The organism is Bradyrhizobium sp. OK095 (assembly GCF_900109945.1).
In the GTDB taxonomy this organism is placed as follows: domain Bacteria; phylum Pseudomonadota; class Alphaproteobacteria; order Rhizobiales; family Xanthobacteraceae; genus Bradyrhizobium.
In genome coordinates, this window is the sequence record NZ_FOBX01000015.1 from 90,001 (window position 1) to 102,707 (window position 12,707).

The 12,707-nt window shown below is 62.7% G+C and carries 10 protein-coding genes; 2 read left to right on the forward strand and 8 right to left on the reverse strand.

Annotation, left to right across the window (positions count from 1 at the left end):
• Positions 1-220 precede the first annotated feature (220 nt).
• Positions 221-1,309: a TRAP transporter substrate-binding protein gene (locus tag BMW89_RS31245; RefSeq protein ID WP_092033432.1), complete on the reverse strand. Its 1,089-nt coding sequence runs from the start codon at positions 1,307-1,309 to the stop codon at positions 221-223.
• 490 nt (positions 1,310-1,799) lie between these two features.
• On the opposite strand from BMW89_RS31245, the gene BMW89_RS31250 reads away from it, so the two are divergent.
• Positions 1,800-3,464, forward strand: coding sequence for a sulfatase-like hydrolase/transferase (locus tag BMW89_RS31250; protein ID WP_092033437.1), 1,665 nt, complete (start codon positions 1,800-1,802; stop codon positions 3,462-3,464).
• Positions 3,465-4,201: 737 nt separating this feature from the next.
• Here the strand turns inward: BMW89_RS31250 and BMW89_RS31260 are convergent.
• From BMW89_RS31260 to BMW89_RS31280, 5 genes are all read right to left on the reverse strand, one after another.
• Positions 4,202-5,509, reverse strand: a complete 1,308-nt coding sequence (locus tag BMW89_RS31260; protein WP_092033444.1) for an NAD(P)H-dependent oxidoreductase — start codon at positions 5,507-5,509, stop codon at positions 4,202-4,204.
• Positions 5,510-5,687: 178 nt separating this feature from the next.
• Entirely contained in the window at positions 5,688-6,488 is an 801-nt protein-coding gene (locus BMW89_RS31265) for a phytanoyl-CoA dioxygenase family protein (protein WP_092033447.1), read from the reverse strand.
• Positions 6,489-6,543: 55 nt separating this feature from the next.
• Positions 6,544-7,221, reverse strand: a complete 678-nt coding sequence (locus BMW89_RS31270; protein ID WP_092033449.1) for a GntR family transcriptional regulator — start codon at positions 7,219-7,221, stop codon at positions 6,544-6,546.
• Between the two features lie 176 nt (positions 7,222-7,397).
• Complete coding sequence (locus tag BMW89_RS31275; RefSeq protein ID WP_092033453.1) at positions 7,398-8,210, reverse strand: alpha/beta fold hydrolase; 813 nt, start codon at positions 8,208-8,210, stop codon at positions 7,398-7,400.
• Positions 8,211-8,212: 2 nt separating this feature from the next.
• On the reverse strand, positions 8,213-9,031 hold the full coding sequence (locus tag BMW89_RS31280) for an alpha/beta fold hydrolase (RefSeq protein WP_092033457.1): 819 nt from the start codon (positions 9,029-9,031) through the stop codon (positions 8,213-8,215).
• 139 nt (positions 9,032-9,170) lie between these two features.
• On the opposite strand from BMW89_RS31280, the gene BMW89_RS31285 reads away from it, so the two are divergent.
• Positions 9,171-9,713, forward strand: a complete 543-nt coding sequence (locus BMW89_RS31285; protein ID WP_092033461.1) for a methylated-DNA--[protein]-cysteine S-methyltransferase — start codon at positions 9,171-9,173, stop codon at positions 9,711-9,713.
• Between the two features lie 139 nt (positions 9,714-9,852).
• Here BMW89_RS31285 and BMW89_RS31290 read toward each other — a convergent pair whose 3' ends face one another.
• Both BMW89_RS31290 and BMW89_RS31295 read right to left on the reverse strand, forming a co-directional pair.
• Entirely contained in the window at positions 9,853-11,397 is a 1,545-nt protein-coding gene (locus BMW89_RS31290; RefSeq protein WP_092033464.1) for an acyl-CoA synthetase, read from the reverse strand.
• Positions 11,398-11,513: 116 nt separating this feature from the next.
• Positions 11,514-12,686 (reverse strand): acetyl-CoA C-acetyltransferase, encoded by a 1,173-nt coding sequence (locus BMW89_RS31295; RefSeq protein ID WP_092033468.1) that lies wholly within the window; start codon positions 12,684-12,686, stop codon positions 11,514-11,516.
• Positions 12,687-12,707 lie beyond the last annotated feature (21 nt).

Consider the following 12,707-nt stretch of genomic DNA (forward strand, 5'->3'; position numbering starts at 1 on the left):
GCAGCGTGAAACGCTGCTGCGCAGAGCCGGGACCCAGAGCCCCGTCCTCGCGGCGCCATGGGCCCCGGCTCTGCAGCGCATCGTCGAAGAGACGCTGCGCTGCGTCCGGGGCACGAGAGCGCAGCTCGCTTTGCTGTCAATCGTAAACAGCGCCATACAAAAAAGCCCCGGAGACATCTCCGGGGCTTTCGTCGTTTTCGTCGCTGCTCTTTTCAGCTCGTCACGTCTTGGTCCGCATCCGCATCATGAAGCTGTCGAAGCTGATCTCGGCGACCTGAAACCACGGCAGCGCTTCCGCGCGGTAGGCGGACATGCTCGCATACATCTTGCCGAAATGCGGATTGGTCTTGGAGAGGTCGGCATAGATCTCGTTGGCGGCGCTGTAGGAGGCTTCGAGCACCTCCTGCGGGAACGCCTTCAGGATCGCGCCCGCTACGAGCAGGCGCTTCAGCGCCGGCGCGTTCAGCGCGTCGTACTTGCCGGTGATCCAGGTGAAGGTGTCGCGCGAGGCGGAGTCGATCGCGGCCTGATAGTGCTTCGGCAGCGCGTTCCACTTGTCGATGTTCATGATGTTATGGCCTTGGCTCGTGCCTTCCCACCAGCCGGGATAGTAATAGTACTTCGCGACTTTCACGAAGCCGAGCTTCTCGTCGTCGTAGGGGCCAACCCATTCGGCCGCATCGATCGTGCCCTTTTCGAGCGCCGGATAGATGTCGCCGCCGGCGATCTGCTGCGGCACCGCGCCGAGTTTGGCCATGATCGTGCCGGCAAAGCCGCCGATGCGCATTTTCAGACCCTTCAGGTCGTCGATGCTCTTGATCTCCTTCCTGAACCAGCCGCCCATCTGGGCGCCGGTCGATCCTGTCGGAATGCCGTAGACGTTGTACTCCTTCAACAGGTCGTTCACGAGCTCCTGTCCGCCGCCCCACAGCAGCCAGGAAATCTGCTGGCGCGTGTTCAATCCGAACGGGAGCGCGGTCGCGAAGGTGAAGGCGGGGTTCTTGCCCCAATAGTAATAGAGCGCGGTGTTGCCCATCTCGACGGTGCCGTTCGACACGGCGTCGAGCACCTGAAGGCCCGGCACGATCTCTCCGGCCGCGAACGGCTGGATCTGGAACTTGTTGTCGGTGATTTCGGCGACCTTCTTGGAGAAATATTCGCAGCCGCCATAGAGCGTATCGAGCGACTTCGGCCAGCTCGTGGCGTACCGCCATTTGATCTCGGGCGACGATTGCGCGATTGCGGGCGCAGCAACAGCACTCGCGGCAAGGCCCAATCCGCCTGCCGTCAGGAATTTACGACGTTCCATGCACTTCCCTCCGTTATGCCGATGCTTCGACCCAGGGAGCGATTTTGATGTCGTCTTGTCTGCGTCGAGGTTCGACGTTGTTTTGTTGAGACTTGTGAAGCGTTTCCGAACGGCCCTGATGGGCTCTTTTTTGCTGGAATTCCGATCATTGCGGTTCCGTGGGCGAGGATGACCGGACGCTGTGCGATAATCAAGCCTCATGCAGCTCCGCAGCTGCGAATGCGGGCCGGACGCAAGTCGGATTGACCTGCGATCTGCTACGGAATTGGGCAATACCAAAAGGGAGGCTCGCGCATGACCGGCAAGGAGGCCGTGGTCGCCGGAGCGACCGGTCTCGTCGGCAACGCCGCGTTGCGACACTATCGCCAATGTGCGCGGAAGCGTGTCTTGTTGCGGTGCAGAATCGACTGAATTTAGTGACGGCACACGCTGCTTGAGGGGAGCCGAGACCCGAGTTGAAAAACTCAGATGCCCGGGGCATTTTGATCCTATGACTTCGATTTTGATTCTTGTGGCGGCCGTCGCCGCAATTGCGCTGACGGAACGGAGCGTTCAACATCTGCCGTTTGCGGTCGCAGCTCTTCTCTTCAACGCTGCTCTGCTGCTGGTGTTTCTAGCCGATCTCGAGAGAGCGATCCTGCTGTCTGGCATGCTGGCGGTAGCCATCGCCGGCATATCAATCGTTAAATTCAATCACAGCGCGCTCAAGCTGACCGTTTCCGATTTGCCTCTGGCGTTTGCGGGCACGGTCCCGTTCTTCGTGCTGCAGTATCCACGCATGATGCTGGGTGTTCTGGCAGGAAGCGCGCTATTCGTCTTTGCTTCGAGCGCGGTTCTGCTCCACGCGGCCGGATCCCCCATTTCTGTCGCGTCTCGGATTCTTTTATTCCTTCTGGCGCTCGCTGGCCTTGCAATGGCTTCTGCGTCAAGAGGCGCCACCCTTTTGCGGCTGACCCTGACGCAAGGCCGGGGCTTCTACGCGACCTTCATGGCCTCGCTGGTGGACCCCGCTTGCTGGCAGCAGTTCGGCGGGTTGGCTCTGAGCGATATCGCAAACGAACCACTGCCATTGAGGGAGGCCACGCCTGCGCGTTCTGCCTGTTCTCCGGACATTATCGTCATCCAGCACGAATCGGTCTTCGACCCGCGCATTTTCGGGCTGCCGGTCGAGCCAGTCGTCGAAGACTTCCTGTCCCCGTCAGATGGGGAATTTGGGCACCTGAACGTCGACATCTTTGGCGGAGGTTCGTGGCAATCCGAATTTAGCCTGCTCACCGGTCTTTCAAGTGCGAGCTTCGGTTCGAGCGCCTATTACCTCTTCGAGAAGGGCGCCGGCCGTTTTCACAGCAGCTTGCCACGTTCGTTGGCGTCGCTCGGCTACAAGACCACGCTCATATCCAGCTGTCGCCGCGAGTTTCTCAGTTACGATAAATTCTACAGTTCGATCGGCATCGACGAGCGCATCTTCGTCGACGAGCTTCCGCCACCGTTCGATGCCCGACGTTTCGAGGCAACAAATTCCGATGCGATGTTCCTGGATGCGGTCATCGACGCGCATGTCAGGAGGATCGCTGACGATCCGACACCGAGATTTCTTTATGCGCTGACTAACTTCAATCACGGTCCGCATAACCGGCAGCTTGTGCCATCAGGTCAATTCGAGAGGCAACGTGCCTTTGCCATGGCGAGTTTCCCCGATGCTGGATACGTCGAGTACTACACCCGACTGGCAGAGACCGCGTCTACCTGGCAAAGGCTCAGAGCCAAGCTGGCAAGCAGCTTTCCTAGACGGCCTGTTCTCATCGTACACTACGGGGACCATCAACCCGTGTTGACGAAACAGATCGAGCGACACCTGAAACGACCGGGAGACGAGCGGCGCCCGTTTCGTACATTCTATGCGATAGAAGCCTTGAGTATCCCCCACCTCAGCCCCGGAAGGGGCGCCGACCTCGATATCGCCTTCCTTGGAACTGTTGCTTTGCAACGTGCGGGCGTTGCGCTCGACCCGATATTCGCTACGCGCGCGAGCCTGCTTGATGATTGCGGAGCAGCCTACTTCGCGTCAGCCTCCGAACAGAAACGTCGCTTCCATCGCACGCTCGTGGATCTGGGCCTGATAGACCTGATGCCCAACATGAGGCGAGCTCGCTAGCTCGGCGCGCCCTGCGGCGACGCGGACTCCTCTCGATCCATGCCGCTTGCATGTCAGCATTCAAGGCAGGAGCGGACTCGTTTTGCTCAATGAGAGTCTTTCTCAGTTCGACCCGAAACGGACATAGTCGTGTTGTTGCTGGCTTAGTGCGTCAATATTGGCGTGGTGCAGTCCAATTCAGAGGTTTGGCTTTGTTGGTCGCGACTCGTATTCTGAAATGCGCATTCATCCTTGGGCTGCTGTTGCCGCCCGCCATTCTGGCCGACCCCTTACGCGACAGCGGCGTGGGCTGCACGCATGTGTTTGGCCTAGACCAAATAGATCAGGTGCGACAACCGATTGCTGCAGGCCCAAATGCAATCCAAGAGACAAGAAAAATCTATATCGACCACTTTGGTAAACCGAAGTTTGAAAGACAAATGCCTGATGGTGTTGCATTAACTTGGGTCATTACAGAGGGATACTCGACCCCGATAGCGCAGAACGTTATCATTCATATTGTCCAGGGCACTCTCCACGTTACGTGTGGGACAGCGTTCTAAGTTAGATATCGTCCACGAGTTTCGGCGCCTGACTGCCCAGTTGACCTTCGCGGCTTCTTATTGGCTGTCTCGCAATGGCCGCTTCTGGCCCATCGCTGACCTCCAACGAGGTTCGCTTTGGCGTCGCGTTTGAGGGCATAGCCGACATCAAGCTTCGGCCGATCCGCAGCGTCCCGAATTGTGGGTGCTTGGTCGCTATTTCGCGAACGCCGCCTCCATCGCCTTACGCGTCCTGATCGTCTCGTTATTGGCGTCGAACTCGACATCGCTCCAGCGTACGATCTCCCCATGGGCGACGTCATGCTTCAGCTTCAGCCGATGCGCCAGCCCAATCGGCAGGGCGCCCGCTTTGAGGCTCGCCGCCGCCGGCACCAGCTTGCCCCATACCGTGTAGCCGCCTTCGCCGTCCAGCATCTCGCCGGCGCGTAAGTTACGCTTTGCCACGGACGCGACGTCGCCGCGGAAGCCGTAGGGTTGCCCGGTCGGCTCGCCCCGCAGCGCCGCCGACAGCACCGAGATGTTCAGCTCGAGCCCGATCAGATGATAGGGTTTGTACATCGCGGCAAAGCGTCCGCTGCCGTCGGTCTTCAGGCCATACTGCCTGAAGCAGTCGGCGGCATAGTCGTTCGGCGCTTCCAGCACGACATAGACGCCCCAGCGCAAATCGCGAAACACCGGCCGCCCGTCGCGCTCGAGCGAGGAGACAACTTCGACCACGCCGGACCGCTCCAGCACGCCGCCGCGCGAGCGCGGCCGCATGGTGTGCGGTAAATCGTCGACGCCGCAGGGCGGAAACAGCAGTCCTTCCGCAGGCACGTCGAGGCCGCAGGCGTTCGCAATCGCGGCCATCTCGATCGCCGATTTGGTGCCGTCGAGGAAGGAGTTGAACATCTGCGGATTCATGCCGGCCGACTGCGCTTCGCCCGCGGTCAGGCCGTAATGCTGCCAGACGCCGTCGGGCGTCACGTCATGATAGGCCGGCAGATATTTCGTGCCCTTGCCGGCGGCGACGACGCGAAAGCCGGTGGCGCGGGCCCAGTCGACCATTTCCGCCGTTAACGCCGGCTGGTCACCATAGGCGAGCGAATAGACCACGCCGGCCTTGCGCGCTTCCTCGGCGAGCAGAGGGCCTGCCAGCACGTCGGCCTCGACGTTCACCATCACGATATGCTTGCCCGCCGCAATCGCGGCCCGCGCATGCTTGATGCCGACGGCGGGATTGCCGGTCGCCTCCACCACCACATCCATCGCGCCGCCGGCAATCGCGCGCGCACCGTCATCGGTGAACACGGTCGCAGCGATCCGCTCGGCGCTCCAGCCCACCGTGCGGCACGCCTCGCGCGCCCGGTCGCGGTCGATGTCGATGATGAGCGGCACCTCCAGCCCGGGCGTATGCGGTACCTGCGCCAGAAACATCGAGCCGAATTTGCCGGCGCCGATCAGCGCGACGCGAACAGGCTTGCCGGCGGACGCGCGGGCCTGGAGGAGGCGGAAGAGGTTCATGGGGAATGTCCTGGCAATGATCGTGTCCCGGACGCGGTGCGGCCTAGGCGATGCGTAGCATCGTCCGGAAGTGCCGCTCCGCAGAGCCGGGACCCAGAGAAAAAAACTATCCGTGCGGCGTGGGCCCCGGCTCAGCAGCGCACCGCTTCGCGCTGCGCTGCGTCCGGGGCACGAGATCTTACTCCGCCGCCTGTCGCGGTGCCCGTGCCAGCCGCACCAGTGCGTCGTCGTCCACCGTTTCGATCGGCGCAAAGTCGCGATGCGCGATGTACTCCGGTCGCGTCGGCGTGCGGATATAATTCGAGACCGCGTTCAGCGTCAGATACACGATCTTGCGCGGGTAGGGCGTGATGTTGCCGCTCGAGCCGTGCACGAGATTGCCGTGGAACATCAACATGCCGCCCGGCTTGCCGGTCGGCGCCACGATGCCGCCCTGCTTGACAAGCCGCGTCACGGTGTCCTCGTCCAGCGTCCACAGCGGATAGGACGTGGTGGCAAGGTCATGCGAGGCCTTGAGATCGCCGGCATTCTGGCTCTGCGGCACCAGCATCAGCGGGCCGTTGATCGGCATCACCTCGTCCAGGAAGATCGCGATGTTCATTGCGCGCGGCTCGGGCATGCCGTCATCGCGCTTCCAGGTGCCGTAATCCTGGTGCCACTGCCAGACATCGCCGGTGAAGGCCGATTTCGCGTTGATCTTGAATTGGTGCATGTAGACCTTTTCGCCGAACAGCTGCTCGACCGGGTCGATCATGCGCGGATGCGCGCCCAAAATGCCAAAAGCCTCGTTGTAGAGATGCGCGGCAAAGGCGGTGCGCGGCGCGCCGCTCTTCTCACGCCAGACCTCGGGCCGGTTGGCGTCATAGATGCCGACCGCTTCGCGCGCGAGGAAATCGACCTCCTCCTGGCTGAACAGCTCGGGCAGGAACAGCCAGCCCTCGCGGTCGAAGAACTCCAATTGCTCTTGAGACAGTTTCATGGGTCGTCCTCCTTGTTTTGTTTTGTTTTTTTGTCATGACGGCGTGCGCGCGTCGCTACGCCGCCGCCTCGTCTGTCGCCCTCAATCTCTCCTCAGTCATCCGTCCCGCCGTCTGCGCATGCGAAAGCGCCGCGCGTTCGGCGGCTTTCGCATCGCCTGCGAGAATGTATTTGGCGATATCGGCATGCTCCGCCCAGGCGCTGCCGCGATAGTCGAGCTCCGACAGCACCGTCGCCATCGAGCGGCGCATATGCGGCCATTGCGGCGTGATCGTCTCCTCGATCACGGGATTGCCGGAGAGCTGATAGATGGCGCGATGAAAATCGACGTCGAGCGTAATCAGCTCGGCAAGCGAGGTCTTGCGATCGATACGGCGTCCGGCCCCAAGTGCCGCGTCGAGCCGCGCGCGCCCAGCGGCATCGTTGGCGGCGCGCGTCGCGGCGAGCCGCGCCGCGAGCGCATCGATGGCGCCGCGCACCTCGTAGAGCTGGCGGATGCGTGAGGGATCGAGCTGGGTGACTTCAAAGCCGCGCTTGCCGCTCTCGGCGACGAGGCCCTGCCGGTGCAGCAGATGCAGCGCATGCGACACCGGCTGGCGCGAGACGCCGAGCTTGTCGGCAAGCTCGTTCTGCCGGATGCGCTGGCCGGGCTGCAGCGTGCGATCGGAGATCGCCTCCAGAATGCGCGCATAGACCTGATCGATCAGGTTGGGCAACGGGTCGAGGGGAATCACGCCGGCAGCTCCAAAAATGGAATACGGAATTCCGTATTCGACGGTATCTCAGGAGGTGGGAGGCCGTCAAGGCAGGGCGAAAGGCGTTTTTTGAGAGAATCCGCTAAGTCGTTGATATCTCTGGGGCCGCCTACTGTGCATGGGGTTGTTTTCCGAAAGACGAGTTGGCAGCCGCGTCACTCTGCCAGAAAGCGGCTCACCACATCGCCGAACTCCAGCGGCGCCTGCTCGAACATCCAGTGGCCGGCCTTGGGGATCACCGCCGTCCTGGCTCCCGCGATGTGCTCGGCCAGCACGCGCCACATCACCGACAGGCTGCCCGTGGTCGCACCACCGCCGATCAGCAGCGTCGTCGTTTTGATCGCCCGTGCGTCCGCGAGCGTGTACGGCCGCCGCTGCTCGTTGATCTGGCCGAGGAAGGTGAGCGTGTTGTCGCGCAGCTGCTGCTTCGCAGCTGCCGGCACGCGCCGCCACGAGCCGTCGCCTTCGATGCCCTCGTAGAAGTTCTGCAGCGCGCCATCGAGATCGCCGGCGCGGATCATCTCGACCGAGCGCGCGGTGCGCGCGGCCAGCGGTGGATGCGCGGGCGTGCCTTCCGGCACCGGCAGGCTGGCATCGAGATCGCCGCCGGGCTCGGCCAGCACCAGTTTTCGCAGCAGATCAGGCCGCGCCTGCGCCACGCGAAAGGCGATGTGCCCGCCGCGGGAATGGCCCATCAGGTCGACGGGTCCAGGCGTCACCTGCTCGATGAAGGCGATCATGTCGGCGACGTGTTGTGCCATTTTGTAATCGTCGCCGATAGCGTCCCAATGCTCGGGAAAGAAATGCCGGAGGCTGACCGAGATCACGCGATGGGATTTCGACAGCGGGCCGAGCACCGAATACCAGGTGCGGAAATCCCCGAGCGTGCCGTGTACGCAGACGAGTGGATGGCCCTCTCCGACTTCGAGATAGGCCATGTCGTAACCGTTGACGCCGAATGTCTGCATGATCAGCTCGCCAGAAAATCGAGAACCACTTCGGAGTATTTTTGCGGCGCCTGCTCGAACATCGGATGCGTCGCGTTCGGGATGATCGCAGTCTTGGCGTAGGGCACATGGGCGGCGAGCGCATGCAGCACCTTCGGCAGCAGGCCCTTGGTCCGTGCCCCCAGGATGAACAGCGTCGGCATTTTGATGGACTCCGCATCCGCCTTCGAGAACGGCGGGCGGTTGTCGCGGACCTGCCCGATCAGCGTGAAGGCGTTGTCGCGCAAATTCTGCTTCAACATCGCCGGAAGCCGCGGCCAGGTGCCGGCGCCTTCCAGCGTGTCGACGAAGACGGCAAGGCCGCCGTCGATATCGCCAGCCGAAATCTTCTCCGCCGAAGCCGTGAACCGGGCCAGCAGCGGCGAGGGACCGCCGGCATAATCCGGATCGAGGCTGGCATCGAGTTCGCCGCCGGGCTCGGCCAGCACCAGCCGCCGCAGCAGGTCCGGCCGCTGCTGCGCCACGCGGAAGCAGATGTGCCCGCCGCGGGAATGGCCCATCAGATCGACCGGGCCGAGGTCGAGCTTCTCGATGAACGCGATGACGTCCTGGACATGCTGGGCGATCGAATAGGTATCGCCGACGCCATCCCATTGCGCTGGGAAGAAGTGCCTCAAGCTGACAGCGATCACCCGGTGCCGCTGCGTCAGCGGCCCGAGCACGCAGCCCCAGACCCGGAAGTCCGACAGCGAGCCATGAACGCAGACCAGCGGCGAGCCGCCTCTGTCCTCGCCCACGTCGAGATAGGGCATGTCGTATCCGTTGACGTGGAGGCTTTGCATTCTCGGCTCGCGGGAAGGGGTGCAGAACTCCTGTGCAAGATTCCCGGAAACCGGGTGGATCGCAACTATTTCCAAGCCTAGATTTAGGCTGAGATCACAATGGGGGCATGCGTCGAGGGCGCAAGCCAGGAACCGAGCCATGAGCGACCAGCATTTTGCCCTGTTCGACACCAGGATCGGCCTCTGCGCCGTCGCCTGGGGTCCGCGCGGAATCAACGGCACGCAATTGCCGATGGGCGGCGAGGCGAAGATCCGTACCCGCATCACCCAGCGCCACGCGGACGCCAGCGAAGCCGAGCCGACCGAGGACGTGCAGCAGGCGATCGACCGCATCGTCAAGCTGCTCGCCGGTGAACCCGATGACCTCACCGACATCTCGCTCGATCTCGACGGTGTCCCCGACTTCAACCGGGGCGTCTACGAGATCGCCCGCGCGATCCCGCCCGGCAAGACCATCACCTATGGCGACATCGCCAAGCAGCTCGGCGGCGTCCAGCTCTCGCGCGATGTCGGCCAGGCGCTCGGCCACAACCCGTGCCCGATCGTCGTGCCCTGCCACCGCGTGCTGGCGGCCGGCAACAAGCCCGGCGGCTTTTCGGCCAATGGCGGCGTGGTGACGAAGTTGAAGATGCTCGAGATCGAAGGCGCGCTGGTGAACCACACGCCGAGCTTGTTCGATTGAGGGATGGTTCCGTGCCCCGGACGCAGTGCGGCACGAAGTGACGCACTGCAGAGCCGGGGCCCAGCGTTGCAGCGAGATGGGTCCCGGCTCTGCGGCGCACCGCTACGCGCTGCGTCGCGTCCGGGACACGAGACCTCCGCTAAATCTTCGCCGCCGCCTTCGGCCAATATTTGTCGCGCAGATGCCGCTTCACCAGCTTGCCGGTGGGCGTGCGCGGCAACTCGGTTTCGAAGTCGATCGAGCGCGGGCATTTGATCGCCGAGAGACGGGTCTTGCAGTAGGCGATCAGATCGGCCTCGAGCTCCTTGCCGGCGCGCGTCATGTCGTGCGGCTGCACCACCGCCTTCACCTCTTCGCCCATCTCCTCGTTCGGCACGCCAAACACGGCGACGTCGGCGATCTCGGGGTGGGTGATGAGCACGTCCTCGGTCTCCTGCGGGTAGATGTTCACGCCACCCGAGATGATCATGTAGGACTTGCGGTCGGTGAGAAACAGAAAGCCGTCTCTGTCGAGATAGCCGACATCGCCGAGCGTCGACCAGCCTTTTGCGTTGTAGGCCTTCTTCGTCTTCTCGGGATCGTTGTGATAGGTAAACGCTGGCGCGTCGGCGAAATAGACCGTCCCGATCTCACCCAGCGGCTGCTCCGCGTCGTTCTCGTCCAGAATCTTGATCTTGCCGACCACGGCGCGGCCGACGCTGCCGCGATGCTCCAGCCATTCTTTCGAATTGCAGACGGTGACGCCGTTGCCTTCCGAGCCTGCGTAGTATTCGATCAGGATCGGCCCCCACCATTCGATCATTTTTGCCTTCACGTCGACCGGGCAGGGCGCGGCGGCGTGGATGGCCCCCTTCAGCGTCGAGACGTTGTACTTCGCGCGGACCTCGTCCGGCAGCTTCAGCATGCGCACGAACATGGTCGGCACCAGCTGCGACTGCGTGACCTTGTATGTCTCGACCAGCTTGAGGAAATCCTCGGCGTCAAAATGCTCCATGATGATGGAGGTGCCGCCAAGCACGATCGCCATCATGTTGAAGCGCAGCGGAGCCGCATGATAGAGCGGCGCCGGCGACAGATAGGTGCTCTCCGCGTTCATGCCGCACATGTCGGCGCAGAGCACGCGCAGGAAGGCGTTCGGCACATCGATCTTGTTGCCTTCGAAAGCCTTCTTGATGCCCTTGGGCCGACCGGTGGTGCCCGACGAGTATAGCATGTCGTAGCCGGCGACCTCGTCGGCGACCGGCGTGGTCGGTTGTGCCGCCGCTTCCTTGTCGTAGGAGCGGAAACCGGGCAGGGGCTCGTCGACCATGTAGAAGATCGGCTCGCCGGGTGTACCCCTGATCAAATCCTTGATCTGGTCGGCGCATTTTGGCGTGGTGATTACGACCTTGGCGCCGCAATCGCCGATGATGTAGTCGATCTCGTCCTGCTTCAGATAGCGGCTTATCGCGGTGTAATAGAGTCCGCTGCGTTGCGCCGCCCAGCAGATCTCCATGAACGCGAGGCGGTTTTCCATCAGCAGCGCGATGTGATCGCCGGCCTTCAGGCCGAGCGAGCGGAACAGGTTCGCGCCCTGGTTCGAGAGCTCGTCGAGCTCGCGATAGCTGATCGCCCTGCCGGTCCCGGCCATCTGGTAGGCGATCTTGTCGGGCGTGCTCTTGGCGTAGATGGAGGGATGGGTCATGGCTTTCCTCAAAACGCGAATGGCGAGTAGCTAATGGCGAATAGGGAAGAAGGGCAAACCGCTCTTCGCCTACTCACCATTCGCTACTCGCCACTCACTACTCGCTTTTGTTTTTCTTACAGCCGTTCGACGATCGTCACATTCGCCATGCCGCCGCCTTCGCACATGGTCTGGAGACCGTAGCGCTTGCCGCGCTGGTGCAGGGCGTGGACCAGCGTGGTCATCAGCTTGGTGCCGGAGCCGCCGAGCGGATGGCCGAGCGCGATCGCGCCGCCATTGACGTTGAGACGCTCCGGATCGGCGCCGGTGGTCTTGAGCCATGCGGTCGGCACCGAGGCGAAGGCCTCGTTGACCTCGAACAGATCGATGTCGTCGATCTTCATGCCGGCCTTCTCCAGTGCGCGCTTGGTGGCGTGCAGCGGTGCGTCGAGCATGATCACGGGATCGCCGCCCATCATCGTCATGTGATGGATGCGCGCGAGCGGTGTGAGGCCAAGCTGCTTCAGGCCGCGCTCGTTCACCACCATGACGCCGGAGGCGCCGTCGCAGATCTGGCTGGCGCTGGCCGCAGAGAGCTTGCCGTTCTCGGCGATCAGCTTGACGCCCTTGATGCCGTCGAGCGTGGCGTCGAAGCGGATACCCTCGTCGATGTGATGGGTGTCCTTGGAGCCGTCGGCGCGGGTGATATCGAGCGGCATGATCTCCTTCTTGAAGGAGCCGGCTTGGGTCGCCGCGATCGCGCGCTGATGGCTGTTGTAGGAATACTCGTCGAGCTCGTTCTTCGACAGGCCGTACTTCTCGGCCATCATCTCCGCGCCGGTGAACTGGCTGAACACGATGTTCGGGTAGCGGTGCTCGATGCCGGCGCTCTTGTAATTGCCAAAGCCGTTCTTGGCGGGAAGCTGCGACGACAGGCCCATCGGCACGCGCGTCATCGATTCCACGCCGGCCGCGATCACCACGTCCATCGCACCGGACATCACCGCTTGCGCTGCAAAGTGCAGTGCCTGCTGCGAGGAGCCGCACTGACGGTCGATCGAGGTGCCTGGCACGCTCTCCGGCAGTTTCGACGCCATGATCGCGTTGCGCGCGACATTGTTGGACTGCTCACCGACCTGCATCACGCAGCCCATGATCACGTCCTCGACCAAAGCGGGATCGACCTTGGCGCGATCGACCAGCTCGTCCAGCACTTTTGCGGCGAGATCGGCTGGATGCCAGCCGGCGAGGCGGCCCCCCTTGCGCCCGCCGGCGGTACGCGCAGCGGCGACGATGTATGCCTCGGCCATTTCGGTCTCTCCCTGGATTGT